The organism is Streptomyces sp. NPDC048734, from assembly GCF_043198675.1.
GTDB lineage: Bacteria > Actinomycetota > Actinomycetes > Streptomycetales > Streptomycetaceae > Streptomyces.
Window position 1 is genome coordinate 385,780 of the sequence record NZ_JBICUZ010000003.1, and the last position, 20,892, is coordinate 406,671.

At 72.3% G+C, this 20,892-nt stretch carries 19 protein-coding genes; 12 read left to right on the plus strand and 7 right to left on the minus strand.

Features of this window, described 5'->3' with window-relative positions; all coding sequences use genetic code 11:
* The first annotated feature begins 84 nt into the window (after nucleotides 1-84).
* Complete coding sequence (locus tag ACGFQC_RS10730) at nucleotides 85-558, plus strand: hypothetical protein (RefSeq protein ID WP_363087615.1); 474 nt, start codon at nucleotides 85-87, stop codon at nucleotides 556-558.
* Nucleotides 559-629: 71 nt separating this feature from the next.
* Here the strand turns inward: ACGFQC_RS10730 and ACGFQC_RS10735 are convergent, their stop codons facing one another.
* Nucleotides 630-1,280: an SH3 domain-containing protein gene (locus ACGFQC_RS10735; protein ID WP_363087616.1), complete on the minus strand. Its 651-nt coding sequence runs from the start codon at nucleotides 1,278-1,280 to the stop codon at nucleotides 630-632.
* Between the two features lie 1,027 nt (nucleotides 1,281-2,307).
* Entirely contained in the window at nucleotides 2,308-3,684 is a 1,377-nt protein-coding gene (locus ACGFQC_RS10740) for a PLP-dependent aminotransferase family protein (protein WP_363087617.1), read from the minus strand.
* A 94-nt stretch (nucleotides 3,685-3,778) separates the two neighbouring features.
* Here ACGFQC_RS10740 and ACGFQC_RS10745 point away from each other — a divergent pair, with 94 nt between their 5' ends.
* The 3 genes from ACGFQC_RS10745 to ACGFQC_RS10755 all read left to right on the plus strand — a co-directional run bounded on the left by ACGFQC_RS10745 (nucleotide 3,779) and on the right by ACGFQC_RS10755 (nucleotide 6,009).
* A complete protein-coding gene (locus ACGFQC_RS10745; protein WP_363087618.1) occupies nucleotides 3,779-4,588 on the plus strand; it encodes an alpha/beta hydrolase in 810 nt (269 codons plus the stop codon).
* Between the two features lie 109 nt (nucleotides 4,589-4,697).
* Entirely contained in the window at nucleotides 4,698-5,048 is a 351-nt protein-coding gene (locus ACGFQC_RS10750; RefSeq protein WP_363087619.1) for a hypothetical protein, read from the plus strand.
* Nucleotide 5,049: 1 nt separating this feature from the next.
* Nucleotides 5,050-6,009: an endonuclease/exonuclease/phosphatase family protein gene (locus ACGFQC_RS10755; protein ID WP_363087620.1), complete on the plus strand. Its 960-nt coding sequence runs from the start codon at nucleotides 5,050-5,052 to the stop codon at nucleotides 6,007-6,009.
* Between the two features lie 185 nt (nucleotides 6,010-6,194).
* On the opposite strand, the gene ACGFQC_RS10760 is transcribed toward ACGFQC_RS10755, so the two are convergent.
* The gene (locus ACGFQC_RS10760) at nucleotides 6,195-8,279 is read right to left on the minus strand and encodes a PhoX family protein (RefSeq protein ID WP_363087621.1); all 2,085 of its coding nucleotides are present in this window, start codon (nucleotides 8,277-8,279) and stop codon (nucleotides 6,195-6,197) included.
* 253 nt (nucleotides 8,280-8,532) lie between these two features.
* Between ACGFQC_RS10760 and ACGFQC_RS10765 the strand changes: the two genes are divergently transcribed.
* From ACGFQC_RS10765 to ACGFQC_RS10785, 5 genes are all read left to right on the plus strand, one after another.
* Nucleotides 8,533-10,602: a VWA domain-containing protein gene (locus ACGFQC_RS10765; RefSeq protein ID WP_363087622.1), complete on the plus strand. Its 2,070-nt coding sequence runs from the start codon at nucleotides 8,533-8,535 to the stop codon at nucleotides 10,600-10,602.
* A 136-nt stretch (nucleotides 10,603-10,738) separates the two neighbouring features.
* Nucleotides 10,739-12,469 (plus strand): methionine--tRNA ligase, encoded by a 1,731-nt coding sequence (gene metG, locus ACGFQC_RS10770; protein ID WP_363087623.1) that lies wholly within the window; start codon nucleotides 10,739-10,741, stop codon nucleotides 12,467-12,469.
* Between the two features lie 242 nt (nucleotides 12,470-12,711).
* Nucleotides 12,712-13,677 (plus strand): hypothetical protein, encoded by a 966-nt coding sequence (locus ACGFQC_RS10775; protein WP_363087624.1) that lies wholly within the window; start codon nucleotides 12,712-12,714, stop codon nucleotides 13,675-13,677.
* A gap of 148 nt (nucleotides 13,678-13,825) precedes the next feature.
* The gene (locus tag ACGFQC_RS10780) at nucleotides 13,826-14,314 is read left to right on the plus strand and encodes a hypothetical protein (protein ID WP_363087625.1); all 489 of its coding nucleotides are present in this window, start codon (nucleotides 13,826-13,828) and stop codon (nucleotides 14,312-14,314) included.
* An 89-nt stretch (nucleotides 14,315-14,403) separates the two neighbouring features.
* On the plus strand, nucleotides 14,404-14,769 hold the full coding sequence (locus ACGFQC_RS10785; RefSeq protein WP_363087626.1) for a PH domain-containing protein: 366 nt from the start codon (nucleotides 14,404-14,406) through the stop codon (nucleotides 14,767-14,769).
* A 13-nt stretch (nucleotides 14,770-14,782) separates the two neighbouring features.
* Here the strand turns inward: ACGFQC_RS10785 and ACGFQC_RS10790 are convergent, their stop codons facing one another.
* Complete coding sequence (locus ACGFQC_RS10790; RefSeq protein ID WP_363087627.1) at nucleotides 14,783-14,992, minus strand: DUF397 domain-containing protein; 210 nt, start codon at nucleotides 14,990-14,992, stop codon at nucleotides 14,783-14,785.
* Nucleotides 14,989-15,864, minus strand: coding sequence for a helix-turn-helix transcriptional regulator (locus ACGFQC_RS10795; protein WP_363087628.1), 876 nt, complete (start codon nucleotides 15,862-15,864; stop codon nucleotides 14,989-14,991). Before ACGFQC_RS10795 ends, ACGFQC_RS10790 begins: the two co-directional genes overlap by 4 nt.
* A gap of 154 nt (nucleotides 15,865-16,018) precedes the next feature.
* Here ACGFQC_RS10795 and ACGFQC_RS10800 point away from each other — a divergent pair, with 154 nt between their 5' ends.
* From ACGFQC_RS10800 to ACGFQC_RS10810, 3 genes are all read left to right on the plus strand, one after another.
* A complete protein-coding gene (locus tag ACGFQC_RS10800) occupies nucleotides 16,019-16,450 on the plus strand; it encodes an ATP-binding protein (protein ID WP_363087629.1) in 432 nt (143 codons plus the stop codon).
* Nucleotides 16,451-16,742: 292 nt separating this feature from the next.
* Complete coding sequence (locus ACGFQC_RS10805) at nucleotides 16,743-17,669, plus strand: helix-turn-helix domain-containing protein (RefSeq protein ID WP_363087630.1); 927 nt, start codon at nucleotides 16,743-16,745, stop codon at nucleotides 17,667-17,669.
* Nucleotides 17,621-18,376, plus strand: coding sequence for a hypothetical protein (locus ACGFQC_RS10810; protein ID WP_393288119.1), 756 nt, complete (start codon nucleotides 17,621-17,623; stop codon nucleotides 18,374-18,376). The genes ACGFQC_RS10805 and ACGFQC_RS10810 overlap by 49 nt, the downstream gene beginning before the upstream one ends.
* Before the next feature lie 165 nt (nucleotides 18,377-18,541).
* Here ACGFQC_RS10810 and ACGFQC_RS10815 read toward each other — a convergent pair whose 3' ends face one another.
* Both ACGFQC_RS10815 and ACGFQC_RS10820 read right to left on the minus strand, forming a co-directional pair.
* On the minus strand, nucleotides 18,542-19,885 hold the full coding sequence (locus ACGFQC_RS10815) for a polysaccharide lyase family 1 protein (protein ID WP_363087631.1): 1,344 nt from the start codon (nucleotides 19,883-19,885) through the stop codon (nucleotides 18,542-18,544).
* A 305-nt stretch (nucleotides 19,886-20,190) separates the two neighbouring features.
* Nucleotides 20,191-20,592, minus strand: a complete 402-nt coding sequence (locus tag ACGFQC_RS10820; RefSeq protein ID WP_363087632.1) for a hypothetical protein — start codon at nucleotides 20,590-20,592, stop codon at nucleotides 20,191-20,193.
* Between the last annotated feature and the right edge of the window lie 300 nt (nucleotides 20,593-20,892).

The window sequence follows — 20,892 nt, forward strand, 5'->3', positions numbered from 1 at the left end:
ACGGCAGGCGCCTCCCACCGACTTGCCACCGCCCCCGCCCAGGTGTGCCCTGGAAACGGGGGACCAGCAGAGAGGAGTGCTCCCATGGCTCATGCGGCACCCACACCGGGTATGCGCACGCCGGGCACGCGCACGCCGGCCCTGACCGGGCCCCGGGCGGGCGGGCTGCCCGACGTCTTCGGTGAACGGACCCACGCGGTCATGAAGTGGGCGGTGCCCGTCGCGCTCGGGCTGGTCTACGGCTACTGGGCCGCGGCGAACCGGCGCAGCGGCGGGCCCATCACCGGCTGGAACGTCCTGTTCGGCCTCGTGGCCGCGCTCGCGTTCATCGCGCTGTACGTCGCCGTCCGCGCCGTGGCCCCGAAGCTGCGGCGCGAAGTGCACGCCCTTCTGTGGGCGGCGTTCGCCGGCTGCGCGACCGGATTCCTCGTCAACCAGAGCGGATCGAGCACGCTGTACTCCGCGGGCGTCTCGCTCGCGGTCGCGGCGGGCTTCTTCGCGGTGATGTTCTACCGCTACTACACGCACGAGGACGCGGAGGGGCACCGCATCGGATAGCCACCCGTCCCCTGCCGCACGTGGGCCCCGGCGGTTCTCGCCGGGGCCCACGTCTTCCCTCATCCCTCCACTCACCGAACGAGCGGGACCCACACCCACTCCTCCGGCGAGGTTCCGGTGGTACCCCCGGTGGCGCTTCCCGTGGCGCTCGTGGTGGCGCTGAAGCTCCACGAACCCGAGAAGCTGAAGCTGACGGAGCCGGATCCGGTGACGCTCCACGGTTCGTCGTCCCAGGCGTCGTTCCAGTTGGCCCAGTCGTCGTCCTTCCAGCGCGGGCAGGGGTCGGCGCAGTCGGGCACCCGCTCGCCGCCGGTGGACACGAAGGCGGCGCTCGCCCAGGCCCGCGCGCCGACCAGCCAGTACCAGTGCGCGTCGCCGTTGACGCTCTGCCCCAGCACCCGGCACTCCACCAGGTCCCGGCTGCCCGGCGCGAGCGTGCCGGCAAGGGGCGCGTGCGTGGTGGGCGCCTGCCGCAGGGTCAGGTCGGTGCGGGAGGTGACGATGCCCCAGGCGGCACCGTCACCGCTGCCTTGTGCCGCCTGTGCCGCCTGTGCCGCCGCGCCTTCGGTCGAGGTCGGCGGGGCCGCCGACGCCGTGGTGCCGAGCGCCGCCACGGCGAAGGTGCCACCGGTGAGCAGGGCCGCGGCCAGAGTCCGCAGGGCTGGTGTCCGCAGGGCTGGTGTCCGCAAGGCGGATGTCCGCAAGGCCGGAGTGATGCGCATGATCGCCTCCTTCTCCCCAGGTCCATGAGACACCCGTTCGGGTGATCGCTCCACCGGAGGGCGGAATCCCCAGGTCCGGCCGAGGGCCATCCGGGCGGCCGTACCCGTCCCGCTGAGGTTCACCCGGGCGGCCGTACCCGTCCCGCCGCGGCCCACCCGAGTGGCCGACCCCCGCTCGCGCGTCCGGCGCGCACGGCCTTGCCTGGAGGCGTGTCCCGACGTCCGCGGACCGCCGTGTCGGCCGTCCTCATCGCCCTGTCCTGCCTCCTGACGCCCTTCGGCGCGCTGGCGGCCTGGGCGGCGTACGGCCTCACGGACACCGGCCGGTACGTCACCGCCATGGCGCCGCTCGCCGCCGACCCGGCCGTACGGGACGTCGTGGTCGACACGGTCGGCGACGGCATCCTGCGCAGGGCGGCCGCCGAACGCGGCCCGCTGCGCCCCGAGACGACCCCCTTCGTGCACGACGCTCTGCGCTCCTTCACCCGCACCCGCGCCTACCGCACCGCGTGGGACGCGGGCAACGAGGCCGCCCACAGCGCCGTGATGTCGGCCCTGCACGACAACCGCGACCGTGACGTCACCGTCGACCTGGCCCCGGTTGCCACCCGCGTCCGCGACCGACCGGCCGCCGACCGCGTGGCGTTCGCCGACCGGGTCCCGCTCGCGCACACCCGCGTCGTGCTGCTCCCGGCCGATGAGCTGGCCACCCTCCGGAAGGGCTACCGCGTGCTCGACCTCGCCGGTTTCTGGCTGCCCCTCGCCGCCGTCGCGCTCGCCGTGACCGGCATCGCCGTCGCGGCCTGCCGCCGCCGCGCCCTCACCGCGGCGGCGCTGGGCACGGCGCTGGGCGGCGCGTTCCTCGGCCTCGCGATCGCCGTCGCCCGCCACCTCACCCTCACGGGCCTGGCCGACGGGGCCGGCCGTCCCGCCGCGGCCGCCGTCTACGACGCCCTCACCGCCACCCTGCGCACCGCGTCCTGGTTCCTGCTGGGCGTGGGTCTGACGGTGGCGGCGGGGGTGTGGCTCACGCGGTACGTGCGGGTGGGACGCCCGGCCCGCCGACGCCGGGTGACGGCACCGGCGCCCCCGCCGCGATCCGGGCCAGTCGCCGCAGCGCCCGCTCCAACTCCCCCTCCGCCGCGGACGCCAGGCCGAGTCTGACCGCGTCCGGGGTGCGGTGCGGGTCGACGGTGAAGGCGGTGCCGGGGGTGACGGCGATGCCGTGCGCGGCGGCGGCGGCCGTGAAGGTGTCCGCCCGCCACGGCGCGGGCAGCTCCCACCAGGCGAAGTAGGCGTGCGGATCGGTCCGTACGGCGAACGCCCCCAGGTGGGCCGCGAGGATCCGCTGGCGCCGGGCGGCGTCCGCCCGCTTCGCCGCCACCAGACGCTCCACCGTCCCGTCCCCGGCCCACCGCACGGCGGCCTCCAGCGCGAACCGCCCCGCGCTCCACCCCCCGGACCGCACGACGGCGGCCACCGCGTCCGCCCGGTCCGGCGGTACGACGAGGAAACCGGCCGTCAGCCCCGGCGCGACCCGCTTGGACAGCCCGTCGACGACGTGGGTCAGACCGGGCGCGTGGGCGGCGATCGGGACGGCGTCCGGCCGGAGGAAGGACCAGACGCGGTCCTCGACGACGGGCAGCGCCAACTCCATTGCGGTAAGCGCGAGTTCGCGCCTGCGGCGCTCGCTCGTGGTCAGTGAGGTCGGGTTGTGCAGGGCCGGCTGGACGTACAGGGCGGCGAGGGGAGCGGCCCGGTGCGCGGCGCGCAGGGCGTCCGGCCGCAGCCCCTCGCCGTCACCGCCGATCGGCACGAGCACGATCCCCAGCCGGGCGGCGATCTCCTTGACCAGCGGATACGTCAGCTCCTCCACGCCGACCCGGCCGCCCGGCCGGACCAGGGAGGCGAGCGCGGCGGCGATGGCCTGGCGGGCGTTGCCCGTGAACAGGAGCTGTGCGGGCTCGGGGCGCCAGCCGGGGACGGTGAGCAGCCGGGCCACCGCGGCACGGGCGGCGGCCGTGCCGTCGGCCGCGGCGGTGCGCATCGCCTCGGTCAGCACGTCGGCCCGCAGCAGCGGCGCGAGACCGGGCGCGAGCAGCTCGGACTGGCCCGGTGCGGTGGGGTAGTTGAGTTCCAGGTTGACCGGCGCGGCCGTGGCCGGTTCGACCAGGGCGCGCCCCTGGGGGGCGGGCGGCGCGGCCCGCACGAAGGTGCCCCGGCCGACCTCGCCCACCACCAGCCCGCGCCGGACGAGTTCGCCGTAGACCCGCCCGGCCGTCGAGGGGGCGATCCGGTGCGTGCGCGCGAACCGCCGCTGCGGCGGCAGCCGTTGGCCCGGCACCAGCCGTCCGCGCGCGATGTCGTCGGCGATGCGGTCGGCGATCGCCCGGTAGTCGCTCACGGCGCCTCCCCACCCTCCGGCCTCAGTCCTCGGTATTGCACCGAGAGCAAAGATCCTATTGCACCGAGGAGTTGGGCGACCCTAGGGTCGACGCATGGCACCCTTCCTCGCATACGAGGACAAAGGCACGGATACCGCCGGACGTATCCCCCTGGTCCTCGTCCACGGCCACCCCTTCGACCGCACGATGTGGGCCCCGCAACTGGAGGCCTTCGCCCCCGCCCGCCGCGTCATCGTCCCCGACCTGCGCGGTTACGGCGCCTCCCCGGTCACCCCCGGCCGCACGCTCCTCTCCCGCTTCGCCGAGGACATCGAGGACCTCCTCGACGACCTGGAGGTGGGCGCCTTCGTCCTCGCCGGTCTGTCGATGGGCGGCCAGATCGCGATGGAGTGCCTGGCCCGCCTCGGCGACCGGGTCCGGGGCCTGGTCCTCGCCGACACCTTCGCCGAACCCGAGACCCCCGCCGGCCGGACCGCCCGCAACGCCCTCGCCGACCGCCTCCTCACCGAGGGCATGCGCGGCTACGCCGACGAGGTCCTGCTGAAGATGGTCGCCCCGCACGCCCCGCCCCCCGTCAAGGCCCACGTCCACCGCATGATGACGTCCGCGCCCCCCGAGGGTGCCGCGGCGGCCCTGCGCGGCCGGGCCGAACGGCCCGACTACCGCCCGCTGCTCCGTCGCGTCACCGTCCCCGCCCTCGTCGTCGTCGGCGCGGACGACGAGTTCACCCCCGTCCGCGACGCGGAGACCCTGCACGCCCTCCTCCCCGACTCGACCCTGCGGGTGATCGACGGCTGCGGCCACCTGCCGAACCTGGAGCGCCCGGCCGAGTTCGACGCGGCGCTGGCGGAGTTCCTGGCGCGGGTGGACGGGGACCGGCACGGCGACCGGCCCGGCGGGTGACACGGCGACCGGCCCGGCGGGTGACACGGCGACCGGCCCGGCGGGTGACACGCCCGACGGGACCGCAAACCCTTGGCCCGCCGCCCTCCCCCGCCTCTACCGTCACTTCATGAGCAGTACGACGACAACGACCCTCTGGCGGCCCACCGGCCCGGAGGAACTGGCCCTGGTCGAGGCCTCCGGGTGGCGGGGGTGGCCGCCGCGCCTGCCCGAACAGCCGATCTTCTACCCCGTGCTGAACGAGGACTACGCGATCCGCATCGCCCGCGACTGGAACGTCCCCGCCTCCGGGGTCGGTTACGTGACACGGTTCGAGGTGGAGAGCGACTTCCTCGCCCGGTATCCGGTGCGGCGGGCCGGCGGAGCGACCATCCTCGAACTCTGGGTACCCGCGGAGGAGCTGGACGATTTCAACGCGCACATCGTCGGGACCATCGACGTCGTACGGGAGTTCCGCTGACGTGCGGCCACGGAACGGGCGGGTCTTTTGGGCGTGGTGCGCCGGGCTGCTGCTGGCCGGGGTGAGCGCCGTCGTCGCGTGCCGCGCGGCCGACACCGACCTGCGCACGCCGGTTCCCCAGCTGCTCGCCTTCCTGCCCTGGCTGCTCGTCCCCACCGGGGCCGCCCTGCTGCTGTCGCTGCTCGCCCGCTGGTGGACGGGGCTGGTGTGGGGCGTCGTCGTGCTCGGGCTGCTCGCCTGGTTCATCGAGCCGTACGGCAACGCCGACGAACCCGAGGGGCCCGCCGTCGCACGGCTGCGGGTGCTCACCTCCAACGTGGAGTTCGGCCGGGCGACGGGCGCCCTCGTCACCGCCGTACGCCGGGAGGAACCGGACGTGGTGTTCGTCGCGGAGTGCGAGTACGGCTGTCAGGCCACCGTGCGCCGGGAACTCGGCACGGCGTTCCCGTACCGGCAGGCCGTCGAGGGGGACACCTCCGTCGGGTCCGTCGTCCTCAGCCGGTTCCCGCTGACGCCCGCCCCCGCCGTGCCCGGCCGGATGGGCATGCCCGGTGCCGTCGCCGACGTCGACGGAGAGCCCGTACGGCTCCAGCTCGCGCACCCCAAGCCGCCGCTGCCCCGGCAGGTCGGTCTGTGGAAGCGCGAGCTGGGGCGGCTGCGGGACTTCGCCGACGACCACCGCGACGACGGGCCGCTGATCCTCGCCGGGGACTTCAACGCCACCCAGGACCACGCCGCGTTCCGCCGGATCCTCGACACCGGACTGCGTGACGCCGCCCGGCTCGCGGGCAGCCCCCGGGAACCGACCTGGCCCAGCCGCACCACCCCCGTCCTCGGCGCCCAGATCGACCACGTCCTCGTCTCCGGCGAGTTCTCCGCGACCCGCGCCCGCTTCCTCGACCTCCCCGACACCGACCACCGCTCCCTGCTCGTCGACGTCACCCTCCACCGGCCGGGATGAGCCGGGGCGGGGACCGTGAACGCGACGGCGGCGGCCCGGGTCCGCGTCGAGCACGGAGCCGGGCCGCCGTCCGGGGCGGAGATCCCCCACGGAGGGGGGCGGAGCTGGCAGAGGTGGCGGCGGCGAGGCGACCGCCTCACCGCGCCGGCCGCGGTCCTCCACCGCGGGCCTCCGCCGCGGGCGTCTCAGACGCCGATGTCCTCACCGTCCTTGCGCCACACCGACACGACCGCCGGGCGGACGATCCTGCCGGGCCCGTCGGGCCAGGTGCTCTTCGGGTTCTCGACGGAGGCGCCGTCCAGCTCGCCCGGGTGCTGCACGGCGACCAGCACACGCCGCTCCTGGATGACCGGACCACAGGTCTCGGCGCCCGTCGGCACGGTCAGGAACTGCTTCAGCTCACCGCGCCGCGAGCCGCGGGTGGCGACCCCGAACAGACCGTCGTGCGAGCCGAGCTGCGCGCCGTCCGTGGAGATCCACAGGTTGCCGTAGGAGTCGAAGGCCACGTTGTCCGGGCAGGAGATCGGGCTGACGGCGTCCTTCGGGAAGCCCGCGAAGTACGTCGCCGGGTCCGCCGGGTCACCGGCCACCAGGAACAGCGACCAGGCGAACCGCGTCGACTCCGGACGGTTCCAGCGCTCGGTCAGCTCCAGGACGTGCCCGTGCTTGTTGGCGTTGCGCGGGTTGGCCTCGTCCGCCTTGGCGTTCGAGTCGACCCCGCGCTTGGTGTTGTTGGTGAGGGCCACGTACACCTTGCCGGTGACCGGGTTCGGCTCGACGTCCTCGGGGCGGTCCATCTTCGTGGCGCCGACCTTGTCACCGGCGAGGCGGGTGAAGACGAACACCTCCTCGGCGGTCATGCCCTCGACGTGCGAGACCGCGCCCTTCGCGGTGGCGGTCGCCAGCGGGATCCACTCGCCGGAGCCGTCGAACTCGCCGTCGGCGGGGAGCTTGCCCGTGCCGTCGATCTCGATCGCGGGGGAGTCGCCGGTGAGCCTGGCGACGTACAGCGTGCCCTCGTCCAGCAGGGAGAGGTTGTGCTCGCGCACGGACCGGCCGCTGCCGTGCCGCATCCGCTTGCTGCCGACGAACTTGTAGAAGTAGTCGAAGCGCTCGTCGTCACCGGAGTAGACGACCGGACGGCCGTCGTGCGTGAGCCGGACGGTCGCGCCCTCGTGCTTGAACCGCCCCAGGGCGGTGTGCTTGCGCGGCGTGGACGACGGGTCGTACGGGTCGAGCTCGACGACGTAGCCGAAGCGGTGCACCTCGTTCGGCTCCTGTGCGACGTCGAAGCGCTTGTCGAACCGCTCCCACTTGCGCTCGGTGGCACCGGTCCCGATCCCGTAGCGCTTGTCCGTCGCCCGGCCGCCGTTGGCGAAGTACTGGTTGAAGTTCTCCTCGCCGTGCAGGGTCGTGCCCCACGGGGTGGTGCCGCCCGCGCAGTTGTTGAGCGTGCCGTACACCTTGGTGCCGGTCGGGTCGGCGGAGGTCTTCAGCAGGTCGGACCCGGCGGCGGGCCCGGTCAGCCGGAACTCGGTGGTGGCGGTGACCCGCCGGTTCAGGTGGTGACGGGGAACGGCGACGAGCTTGCCGGTCCTGCGGTCCCCCTCGACCACGACGGCGGACAGGCCGTGCGCGGCCCAGGCGATCTCGACCTGCTGCCGGGTGGGGTTGGCGGCGTCGTAGCCGCGGAACATGAGCACCTCGTCGGTGTACTCGTGGTTCGCGACCAGCAGCTGCCGGTTCCGCTCGCCCGGCAGCGGCAGCAGCGCCAGGAAGTCGTTGTTGTACCCGAACTGCCCCGCCTGGGCGGCCGCCGTCTGGTTCTCCGGGTCGAAGGCCGGCGCCCCGCGCAGGATGGGCTCACCCCAGCGGACGACGACGTTCTGGGTGTACCCGTCCGGTACGACGACGGCGTCGACGGTGTTCGGCGCGACGCTGTTGTAGCGCAGCCCGCGCGCGCCGGACGGCTTCGACGGTTTCGAGGGCTTCGACGGCTTCCCGTGGCCGGGAGTGGCCGCGGTGGCCGGACGCGCCCCGGCGACACCGGCCGCCCCGGCGGCACCCGCCACCGTGACGACGGCGGCGGCGCGCATCATCGAGCGGCGGCTGAGGGCGCCCGCGATGACGTCACCGACGTACTCGTTGTCGCTGGTGTTGGGCACCTCGTGGAAGCAGGCGTCACCACACCGGAAACGACAGGTCATGGCGGAACGTCCGCCCGGATGCGACGGGGACGGCGTTCCGATGAGCGGCAGCAGCTTGCGCACCTTTGATCTCCCTTGCGTGCCCTTGGTATGGGCGTGACGGTAGGGGCACGTATGTGCGGAGGCGCTGACGCCGAGTGAACGACGGGTGAATCCCCGACTGCCACCAGGGTGTCGACGGAGCCGGGAGGCGGTGTTGACACACCTGCCGGACGCCCACTCACCCCTGCCGAAGATCACCCCCGGAGGCCGCTAACCTTACGTGTCCGTCCTGGCCAGGGATTGACGGGAACAACTCACGCGAAGGGTTGCGCACATGGGCATTCTCACTCTCCTGCGGAACGCATTCGGCCGTTCACGCAAGGGGCGCACCGCCGAGGCGGAGGGTGCGGCACGGATTCCTTCGCAGCCGGAACCCACGAACCACCCCGAGCCGCAGCCGGCCGAAGCCACCACCACGGCCGAACCGACGCCCCCCACCCCGGTCGTCCCCACCCCCGCACCCGAGCCCGAGCCGGCGGCCCAGGTCCCCGAGCCCCGCACGGCAGCGGAAGAGCACGAACTGGTCGCGGCGGCCTTCGACAACGTCACGGTCCCGAACCCGACACCCCCGCCGAAGACGACCCCCGAAGCCCCCCTGACCTCGGAAAAGCCCGAGCCCCCGGAGGAGCAGCCCACCCCGGAGGAACCCGCGGCAAAGGCCGAGGCCCCGGAGGAGCAGGCCACCCCGGAGGAGCCCGCGGCTACGGAGCAGCGGCCTGCCCCGGAAGAGCCCGCCGCCACGGAGGAGCAGGAGCCGGAGGCGCCGACCGAGCCGGTCGTCGAACCGGTGGCGGAGGCGGCTGAGCCGGTCACCGAGCCGGACACGGACACGGCCCCCGAACCGGTGGCGGAGCCGGAGGTGCCGACGGCCGAACCGGTCGCCGAGACGGTGAGCGAGAAGGACGAGCCGGCTGTCGCGGAGCCGGTCGCGGAAACGACTGCACCTGCGGTCGAGGAGCCCGCCACCGAGGAACCGGCCGAGGACGTGGCCGAGCCGGCCACCGAGGACCAGGCTCCGGAGAAGACGGAGCCCGCGGAGGCCGCGGAGGCCGCTCAGGAGCCCGAGGCCAAGGCCGAGACGGAGACCGCCCCCGAGGCGGAGGCCGAGGTCACCCCCGAGGCCGAGCCCGAGGCAGTGTCCGAGACGAAGGCAGAGGTCGCACCGGAGGCGGAGCCCGAGGCCGAGACGAAGCCCGAGCCCGAGCCCGAGCCCGAGCCTGAAGCGCAGCCCGAAGCTGAGGCAGAGCCCGAACCCAAGGCTGAAGCGAAGCCCGAGCCTGAGGCGAAGCCCGAGCCTGAGGCGAAGCCCGAGCCTGAGGCGAAGCCCGAGGCCGAGACGAAGGCCGAGCCTGAGGCTGAGACAGAGCCCGAGGCGGAGTCGGAGGCCGAGCCTGAGGCTGAGACAGAGCCCGAGGCGGAGTCGGAGGCCGAGACCGACACGGCGGAAACCCCCGAACCGGCGGAACCCACCACCGAGGCCACCCCCAGCCCGGCGGAGCCGCTCGCCGCCGACGGCGAGGACGCCCCACAGGGGCCACCCGCAGACGACACCGAGACCCGCACGGGTGGTGCGGGTGGGAACACCCCCGCCGAAGGCGAAGCCGAGGCGGAAACCCCCGAACCGGCGGAGCCAACCGCCGAGGCGGAAACCCCCGAACCGGCGGAGCCAACCGCCGCCCCCGTCCCGCCCCACCTCACCACCGCCCACCGCGCGGCCGAGGCCACCCTCACCAAGCTGGACCTCACCACCGCCGAGGCGGACGTCTACCTCGTCCTGGACCGCTCCGCGTCCATGCGCCCGTACTACAAGGACGGCTCCGTCCAGGCCCTGGCCGACCAGACCCTGGCCCTCGCCGCCCACCTCACCGGGGACGGGGATCCGGCCCCCACCGTCCACGTCGTCTTCTTCTCGACCGAGCTGGACGGCACAGCCGACCTCACCCTCACCGACCCCGAGAGCAGGATCGACGACCTGCACGCGGAGCTGGGCCGCATGGGCCGTACCAGCTACCACGTCGCCGTGGAGGCCGTCGTGGCGCACCACGACGAGCGTCACGCGAAGCGCGGCGCGGCGTCCTCCCGCCGCCCCGCCCTGGTGGTCTTCCAGACGGACGGCGCCCCGGACGCCAAGACCCCCGCCACCCAGTCCCTCGCGGACGCGGCGGAGAACCACCCCGCCCTCTTCTTCTCCTTCGTCGCCTTCGGTGAGCACGGCAACAAGGCGTTCGACTACCTCCGCAAGCTGAAGACCGGCAACACGGCGTTCTTCCACGCGGGCCCCACCCCCCTGGAGCTCACGGACCAGGAGCTGTACGAGGGCGTACTGGCCACCTGGCGCCCGTAGCCCCACCGGAGGGAGCCCCCTCCCCTCCCGCCCCGACGCCGCCCGCTTCCCACCCCGTAAAACGGGAGGCGGGCGGCGTACCCGTGTCGGCTACGATTTGAAAGTTCCGTACATAGCGACCTGGGAGCAGCCCCCGATGGCTCGACACCTCATCACCAGCGCCCTTCCGTACATCAACGGAATCAAGCACCTGGGCAACATGGTGGGGTCCATGCTCCCGGCGGACGTGTACTCCCGGTACCTCCGCCAGCGCGGCCACGACGTCCTGTACATCTGCGCGACGGACGAGCACGGCACGCCGGCCGAGCTGGCGGCGAAGGAGCAGGGCCTGCCGGTGGCGGAGTTCTGCGCTCAGGCGCACGACGCCCAGAAGGCGGTCTACGACGGCTTCGCGCTGGCCTTCGACCACTTCGGCCGCAGCTCCTCGCAGCAGAACGTCGAGATCACCCAGCACTTCGCCCGCCGCCTGAACGAGAACGGGTTCATCGAGGAGCGGGCGATCCGCCAGGTGTACTCGCCCGCCGACGGCCGTTTCCTCCCGGACCGCTACGTGGAGGGCACCTGCCCCCACTGCGGCTACGACAAGGCCCGCGGCGACCAGTGCGAGAACTGCACCCGCGTCCTGGACCCCACCGACCTGATCGACCCCCGCTCGGCGATCTCCGGCTCCACGGACCTGGAGGTCCGCGAGACCAAGCACCTCTTCCTCCTCCAGTCGAAGCTCCAGCACGAGGTCGAGGAGTGGGTGTCGCGGCACGAGGCGCACTGGCCCCAGCTGGCCTCCTCCATCGCCCGCAAGTGGCTGACGGAGGGCCTGCACGACCGCGCGATCACCCGCGACCTGGACTGGGGCGTCCCGGTCCCGGCCGACACCTGGCCGGACCTGGCCGCCGAGGGCAAGGTCTTCTACGTCTGGTTCGACGCCCCGATCGAGTACATCGCGGCGACGAAGGAATGGGCGGACGCGGCGTCCGGCGGAGAGGTCCGCGACTGGAAGTCGTGGTGGTACGAGGCCGACGCGGGCGAGGACCCCGTCCGCTACACGGAGTTCATGGCGAAGGACAACGTCCCGTTCCACACGGTGATGTTCCCCGCCACCGAGCTGGGCGTGCGCGAGCCGTGGAAGATGGTCGACTACGTCAAGGCCTTCAACTGGCTGACGTACTACGGCGGCAAGTTCTCCACGTCCCAGAAGCGCGGCGTCTTCACCGACCAGGCGCTGGACGTCCTGCCCGCCGACTACTGGCGCTACTTCCTCATCGCCAACGCCCCCGAGTCGGACGACTCGTCCTTCACGTGGGAGCACTTCACGGCCACGGTCAACAAGGACCTCGCCGACACCCTCGGCAACTTCGTCAACCGCGTGCTGTCGTTCTCCAAGAAGCGCTTCGGCGAGGAGGTCCCGGCGGGCGGTGCGCCCGGCGAGGCCGAGGCGAGGCTCGGCACGGAGATCGCGCGTCTCCTCGCCGAGTACGAGGAGCAGATGGAGGCGCTCCAGTTCCGCAAGGCGGCCGCCGCGCTGCGCGCGCTGTGGTCGGCGGGCAACTCCTACCTGGAGGAGAAGGCCCCCTGGCTGGAGATCAAGACCGACCAGGACGCCGCGGCGCTGACGCTGCGCACGGCGATGAACCTGATCCACCTGTACGCGGTGGTCTCGGAGCCGTTCATCCCGGCGACGGCGAAGGTCATGCGCGAGGCGTTCTCCCTCCCCTCCGACACGGCGACGTGGATCACCGAGGCGGAGGCGAAGGCCCTGACCGCGGTCCCGGCCGGCACCCCCTTCACGGTCCCCCCGGTCCTCTTCGCCAAGCTCACGGACGAGGACCTGGAGACGTACAAGGAGCGCTTCGGCGGCCAGGAGGGCTGACCTCGTCGTCGGCGTAGCACGTCACGACGCCGACGATCCACCACGTCGACGACGTCCCGGGCCACGCGCCCGCACGACCGTCGTCCGGCCCGCTCCCTCACCGGCACCGCCGACGGGTGAGCGGGCCTGCTTCTTCACCGGCATCGACGAGCACGGTCATTGAACGTTTCTTCGCCCCTCGAAAGGGTGAACACCTCCGTATCGGCCGGATATCCGTCCATCGGCGCATCTACGTTGCGCACATGGTCACATCAACCCACGAGGCCGCACACCGGATCTTCCAGGACCATCCGGAAGCCCTCGATCTCGTCTTCGAGACGCTGGGGGTCCCTCCTCCGGCCAAGGAGGACTACACGGCCCTCACTCCCGACGCCACGGAGATCCGACCGCTGGAGCGCCGTGTCGACACGGTGCTGAAGGTCGAGCCGCCCGAGGGGGAGAGCTACCTGCTCGCCATCGAGTCCCAGACCAAGCAGGACCCGGACAAGGCGACGAGCTGGTCCTATTACGTGGCGTATCTGAGCGCGAAGTACGCCATGCCGGTGCTGTTGGTCGTGGTCTGCCGGGACCGGCCCACGGCGAACTGGGCCGCGGGCCCCTTCCCGTGCGCCGTCGGCACGTGGACGACACAGGTCACGCGTCCCTTCGTACTGGGACCGGACACCGTCCCGGAGATCACCGACGAGTCGGCGGTGGCCCGGCAGCCGGCGCTGGCGGTGCTCTCCGCGATCGTTCACAGCGAGAGCCGCAGGGCCCCCGCCATACTGGAAACGCTGGCCCGCGGATTCCAGTCGCTCGGCCGGGGCCCCACGAAGTACTGGTGCGAGGCGACCGAAGTCGGCCTGGAGAACACTCCGGTCAAAGTGAAATGGAGAGAGCTGATGTCGAAGGTCATCACCTACTTCCCGGGACACGGGACGCTGTTCGAGGAGACGTACCTGGAAGGCAGGGCCGAGGGCAAGGCGGAAGGCAAGGCGGAAGGCAAGGCGGAGGGCAAGGCGGAGGGCCTGGCCGAGGATCGTGCCTCGCTCATCCTGCGCGTGCTCGACAAGCGGGGGGTCGACGTCCCGGAGGGCACGCGCGAGCGCATCACCTCCTGCACCGACCTGGACACCCTCACCCTCTGGTTCGACCGCTCCCTCACCGCGACCACGGCCGACGACCTGTTCGCCGACGTCCCCGGAGACGACTCGCCTCCGGCCTCCTGACCGCAGGACCGTGGCACGGGGAGAGGGACCGGCCGCGTCCCTCTCCCTCGGCCCGGATCGGCTGCCGGGCAGGACGTGGCACGGCGGGACACGTGCAGGGGTGGTCCCCCGCTTCGGCATGTTCCCGCTAAGCCGTATGGTTTCCGCCATGGCAGTTCCCGAGGTCGTTCCGATCGCCTACCGGCCGAAGCACCGCACCGAGTCCATCGGGCGGTACGCGGACGGCCAGTTCCTCGCGTCGGTCACGTACGCCTTCCCGCAGGGCTTCCGTCCCGACGACGGCTGGGAGGAGCACAAGCGCCTCTACACCGTGCTGCACACCTTCGACGCCGAGGGCCGCTACCGGGACTCGGACATCTGGTGCGCCGGCACCTGGGCGCAGCAGCAGCGCGACCCCCACGGCGACGACTCGCCCCTGACCCGCGCCCGCGTCCGCCTGGCCGGCCTCCTGCGCAGCCTGCCCCGCCGCTCCTACACGGACATCGCCGTCCGCCCCTTCCAGGTCACCCACGAGGACGTCCTGTTCGGCCTGGTGGTCCGCAAGGACGAGGACGGCGACGAGGACGAGGACTGGGCGGAGCTGTACCCGGACCGGCTCGGCTTCGGCGCGCCGTGGGACGGCACGTACGACACCTGAAGGGAACCCCGCCCGACGCGTCCGCGCAACTGTTCGGCATCCCGGCGGCGTCCCCCACTACGACACCGACGACACAGTGGGGGACCTTCATGGCTCTGTTCGGCAACGCGCACACCATCGACTCCGGCACGGCCCAGCAGGACTACGCGCGGCTGCTCGGGCAGGGGGAGCAGGTGCACGCCGCGTACCTGCTGATCCGGGACACGATCCTGTTCACCGACCGGCGGCTGCTGCTGGTCGACAAGCAGGGCATCACCGGGAAGAAGGTGGAGTACCACTCCGTCCCGTACCGCAGCATCACGCACTTCGCGGTGGAGACCGCCGGCACCTTCGACCTCGACGCCGAGCTGAAGATCTGGGTGTCGGGCACGGCGACGCCGATCCAGAAGACGTTCACCAAGGGCGTGGACATCTACGAGGTCCAGGCGATCCTGACGCAGTTCGTGACGCGGTAGCCGGGCCCGCCCGTCAGCGTTCCGAGGCGTACGCCACGAAGTCCGCCCAGGCGCCGGGGGAGAGCGCCAGGCGGGGGCCTTCTATGTTCTTGGAGTCGCGGACGCGCACGGCGTCGGGGGCGGTGGCGATCTCGATGCAGTCGTTGCCGTCACCGCTGCTGCTGTAGCTGCTCTTGAACCAGACCAGCGCAGAAACGTCGTGGCCGGTGGAGGTGGCGATCATGTCTCTCCAAGCATCTGCTCGATGAGGGCCCTCGACTCTCGGGGCGTGAGAGCCTGCGCCCGGATCATGCCATAGCGCAGTTCAAGGATCCTGAGCTGCTTCGGCTCGGACACCGGGCGGCCGCTGAACGCACCCTCGGAGCGCCCCACCGCCGTGCCGTCCGGAAACTTGAGCACCTCGATCAGTCCGCCCGTACCGAAGTGATCCTCGCAGTCGGTCGGCATCACCTGAACCGAGACGTTCCGCAACTGCCCAAGCTCCAAAAGGCGTTCGAGTTGCCGCCGCCACACCATTCTGCCTCCGACCGGCCGGCGCAGCGTCACCTCTTCCTGGACAAAACTCAGCGTCGGTGCCGGTGACCGCTCGAAGATCGAACGGCGGGCCAGCCGCGCGGCCACCATGCGCTCCGTCTCCTCGTCCGAGTAGGCGGGAAGCCACGCGTCGAAGAGTGCCCGCATGTGCTCCTCGGTCTGCAACAGGCCGTGGATGTTGTGGTTGCTGTACAGCGCCACCTCGACCGCCTGTGCCTCCAGCTTCCCCAGTTCCCGAACCTTCTTCGGATACCGGACCTTCTTCACGTCCTCCCAGGTCGCCGCGAGGAGTCCGCCCGCGCCCAGCACCTCGTCGGCCTTGTCCAGGTACTCCTGGCGGGGGATCCGTTTTCCGCCCTCGACCTTGTAGACGAGGTCCTCCCCGTACCCGACCGCCACCGCGAAGTCGGCGGCCCGCATCCCCACCGACTCCCGCCGCAGCCTCAACTGCCGTCCCACCGTGGCGAGTACGGCCACGCCCCACTCGTCGTCCGGGTCCACCTCCCACCCGGGCTCGTCCGCCTCGGTCCGGAGCCGTACCGCCTCGCCGTCCACCGACATACCGCACCCCTCTGTCGTACCGCCGTGCCGTGACGCCCTTACCCGTAGGCCTCTTTCCGACGGTCCGGACAACGGCCGACAAGCCCCGGACAGTCACCCTACGTATCGGTGCTGTCACTGTTCACGGTAAGCGCGTCCGGCCACGCTCGGTCACGTGAACAGCGAAAAGTCCACCCAACTTCTGCGGCCCGCCGACCACTTCAGTGTGCTCCTGTCACCCACGCCCCGCGGCGCCCGCCTCGCCCGGCTGCTCGCCACGGACTGGATGCGCGACCGGGACCTGCCCCACCGTGTCGCCGAGGCCGCCGAACAGCTCGTCGCCGAACTCGCCACGAACGCGGCCACCCACGGCCGGCTCCCCGGACGCGACTTCCGCCTCGTCCTCCTGGCCCGTGGCGCGGTCCTCCGCATCGAGGTCACGGACACCCGCGGGGACGACCTCCCGCACCGCCGACGGCCCGCCCCCGACGCCGAGTCCGGACGCGGCCTGCTCCTCGTCGAGGCCCTCGCCGACCGCTGGGGCGTGCAGCTCGGACCGGGCCCCCGCAAGACCGTATGGGCCGAACTCGATCTACCGCCAGTCTGACCAGCGGAAACGACACCGGCACCGGAACCCGATCGCGTGGGTTCCGGTGGCGTCGGCCGTCTTTTCCAAGGACCACGGGAGAGAAAGAAACCCCACCAAGCCCCACCCCTCCCGCCCACGGCGCAGGCTCACTCTCGCGAGTGAACATCACCAACTGAAGTGGATTTATGACGGGTTGCCTGCCCTACGCTCAGCGCAGCACGGCACACCACTCCAGACACGCAAACGGCCCCCGCCGGGACTGGCATCCCACTGCGAGGGCCTGACCACCAAGGAAGTCGACACCTTCCCGATGGACACCCAAAACCCTAGCGTGCGCCCGCACGCCCAGTCCCGTATCGGCGCGAAAAACCACCCCTACCGGCGCGCCCACGCCAAGGGGCATCCCGGCGGCGTCACCCACGACAACACCCGCCACACCACCCGCTTCACGGTGGTCGGCAACCACCTCGTCCAGCACCCGGAACTGTCACTGCTGGCGATCGGACTGGCCTGCCACATCCAGTCCCTCCCCACCGGCGCCCCCGTCGGCATCAAGACCCTGGCCGCCCGCTTCCCCGAGGGCCCGACCCGGATCGCCGCCGCCCTGCGCGAGCTGGAGACCCACGGCTACCTGCGCCGCACCCGCGAACGCACCCCGACCGGCCGCATCGTCACCCGCACCGTCTCCTGCAACCAGCCCGGCCGACGCGACGCCCCCTCCGGAACGGGCGAGGCGCCCAAGACTCCGACCGAGGCTCCCAAGCCCCCGGCCCGCCGCGCGGCCGCCGCCCCGCAGCAGAAACCCCCGCGCCGCGCGGCCCTCCCCGCCCTACCGAAACCCTCGTACAGCTCCCCCGCCCTCCTCCGCACGGCCACCGACGTCCTCGCCGGCCTGCGCCGTGAGGACCCCCGCCTGCTGCTCTCCGCCACCGACGCCGAACACCTCGCCCCCGGCGTCGTCGCCTGGCTGGAGCGCGACCTCACCCCCACCGCCGTACGCAAGGCCCTGGCCGGTGACCTGCCCCTGGAGCCCCTGGTCCGGCCCGCCGCCTTCCTGGCCCACCGCCTGACGGACAAACTGCCGCCCCTCCCGCCGTACCGGGCCCCCGAACCGCCACCGGTCGTCCGGCACCCCATGCGCGTCTGCGACACCTGCGACCTCGGCTACCACGGCCCCGACCCGCACCACTGCCAGGGCTGCCTCGCACTCCGGCAACCACCGCCCACCGCCACCTGACGCGTCGGCCAGCCCCGGCACCCGCCGGAGACCGACTCGCAGCCACCTTCACCCCTCCGGGTGAACATCACCAACTGCGCCCCCGCCAGGCGGAGTCGCGCTCATACGCTCCCTGCGGAAAACGAGTTGGCATGTGCCAGCGGCAAACCCGTTTCCGTCCTTCGTCACCTCACCTCACAGGAATCCGTATGGTCAGCTTCGGTCCCCGTCAGTGGCCCCTGCTGACCCTGCGGCCGCTGGTCGCGGGACCGCACAACATGCCGGTGATCACCGACCCGGCCGAAGTCCGCAAGGACCTCGCCCTCGCCACGCTGGCCGCGATCACCCACGCCACGCATCCGGACGCCGGGGCCATACTCACATCCATGACGACCGTTCTGCGGGACACACCGCAGAGCGTCGCCGACCCGATCATCGAACTCATCTCACAAGGGCTGGGCAAGCACCCGGCCGCGCAACAGTGGAGGAAACTGGTGGCCGTGGACCTCTCCTTTTACAAGTCGCCCATCTCCGAGGAAATCCGCGACGAGGGCCGGGCTCAGCGCGGCGCCGAGGACGTCCTGGACATCCTGGAAGTGCGCGGCATCGATGTCCCCGAAGCGGTCCGGGAACGCGTCACCGGCTGCGGTGACCCCGAGATCCTGCGCCACTGGCTCCGGCGTGCGGTCACGGCCCCGACGGCCGAGGGCATCTTCACGGACGAGTAGCCCCGGCACGCGACCTGCGCGAACCGCCGTCCGCCGTCCGCCGCACAAACGCCATGCGGCCCGGTCTCCGTGCCACCAACCGGGTGACAGCGCGGAGACAGGGCCGCATGGGTACGCGAGGGCCGGGGGCTCGTGGTCTCCCGGCCCTCGCGTGTCTCGGGTGCCCTACTTGAGCACGCCCGCGCCCGTCGTCGTGGCCAGCGACGTCGGCAGGCCGGCCGCCGAGGACTCCAGGCCCGTCGTGAGGGTCGGGGTCCAGTTGACCGTGGTCTTCAGGTCCTTGGAGGAAGCGGCGTTGTAGGCGGCGACGAGGTCGGTCACCGTGCCGTTGACCATGTTGCCGGAGCCCTTGATCGAGCCGGTGCCGTCACCGCTGAGGAGCTTGGCGGCCTTCGCGCCGGACGGGAGCTTCCAGTGGTTGTTCTCGGCGACGACCTGGGCCTTGGCGCGGGAGTTGATGCTGTACTGCGGCGCGTAACCGTTGAGGGTCGTGACGTCGTAGTAGTTGTTGTAGATGTGGATCTGGCCGATGCGGGCCAGGGGGGCGCGCTGCATGATGCCCTTCCACACGTTGTGGTGGATGGAGACGCGCAGCTTGCCCACGCTGTCGGTGTCGCTGCTGCCGATCAGCATCGTCTTGTCGTGGTTGGTGAACTGGTTGCGCGAGACGGTCACCAGGTCGGAGCCCTTGGTGATGTCGAGGGCGCCGTCGTGGATCTGGTACTCGCGGCCGAAGTACTTCGGGTTGGCGCTGTCGAAGTGCGGCGCGTCGGTGAACGTGTTGTGGTCCGCCCACACGTGGGTCGCCCCGCGCAGGGTCACCGAGTCGTAGTTGGAGTTCCAGTTGCCGTCGTCGCCGTCGGTCGGGTCCCACTGCGGGAAGCAGTCCTCGGTGGCGGCGAAGGTCAGGTTGCGGACGATGACGTTGTCCACGTTCTGCACCTGGAGCATGGCCCCGGTCAGGCCCGCGTTCGTGCCGGGGACGCCCACGATCGTCGTGTTGGCCGGCACCTTGAAGGTGACGTTGAGCGCCTGCTTCTTCTGGGCGGCGGCCCGGGCGCTCTCCTGCGTGCCGGAGGGCAGCTTGGAACGGCCGTAGGTGGCCGGGTCGTAGGCCTTGAGGTAGGCCGACAGCGAGTAGCCGGTGCCGGCCGCGTAGTCGGCGCAGGTCAGCTTCTTGCCGGAGTCGTTGGTGTTGGCGTCGATGGTGCCGCTGACCTTGATGATCCGGGGCGTGGTGTCGCTCGCGGAACCGAGCGCCTTCACGAGCTGGGCGCGGGTGGAGACGGTGAAGGTGTGAGCGGCGTCGGCCTTCGCACCACCGGTGGTGCCCGTACCCGACGACGCCCAGCCGTCCTTGGCGGCGAGCGTCTGGTGGTACAGGTCGACGGTCCCGGCGTTGGCGTTCATCACGACGACACCGGCGCCGACACCCGCGGCCACGACGGCGGCGGAGAGCACCAGGGCACGGCGCGAGCGGAGGGACCGGCGGTGGGATCGAGCTGCCACGGGTGTTCCTTACGGGGGAGGAGCGGGGTTACGCCCTGTCAGTGGTCGCCGCCCGGTGAAGAGTTGCCGTGTGACGGAAAGTTTTTTCTCCGCCCTGCTCCGCCCCGGCTCCTGCCCCTGCCCACTCCGGCCCTCCTCCACCCCTGCCCCGCCCCACTCCGGCCCTCCTCCACCCCTTCTCCACTCCGGCCCTGCCCCACTCCGGCCCGGCCCCGCCCCACTCCGGCCCGGCTCCGCCGCCGCAACGCCTCGGGGCGTACGGCCGCACGTGCCGTCTCCCTCCGTCAGCCCTCCGTCTCCCTCCGTCAGCCCGCCGCGGGTGACGCGGACCCCGGCGCCGTCGCCGTCTCCCCGCCCAGTCCGGCGCGCCCTCTCCGCAGATGGTCCAGCCCTTCCCGTGCCGTCCGCGTCACCTCCGCGTACTCCGCCGCGGTACGGGCCTCCGCCAGCCGCGCCCGCGCCACGCGATGGCACTCCGCCGCACTGGTCAGCGCCCGTGCCGTGTCCTCACCGGCTCCCGCCCAGGCCCGCGCGTCCGGCGGGCCCAGGCCCGCACCGAGGCGTACGAGCCACTGGTTGGCCTCCGCCTCAGCGTCCAGGCCGGACGGGGGACGGGGCCACCGAGAGCGGCGCAGGGCGACCGTCCCGGCGACCGCGGCGACCGCGCCGACGAGCAGCGACACCGACAACACCACCATGAACCCCATGTCCGCGTTCCTCCCTCACCGCACCGCGCGCACCCGCCTGCGGCTCCCATGAGACGCCGCCCCGCTGTGGACGGGCTCCGGGGTCCCTGTGGGGCGCCGGTGAGGTCTTCCGCGAGAGGCCGACCCCGCCACCACGGGCGGCAGCCGTCGGTCTCCGGGAAAGCGGAAGTGGGGGGGGGGCCCCCGGCGGGGGGGGGGGGCGCCCCCCCCCCCCCCCCCAGGGGGGGGGGGGGGGGGCCGCCCCCGGGGCCGGCGCCCCCCCCCCCCGCCCCCCCCCTACGCTCCGCCCACCGCCGTGAG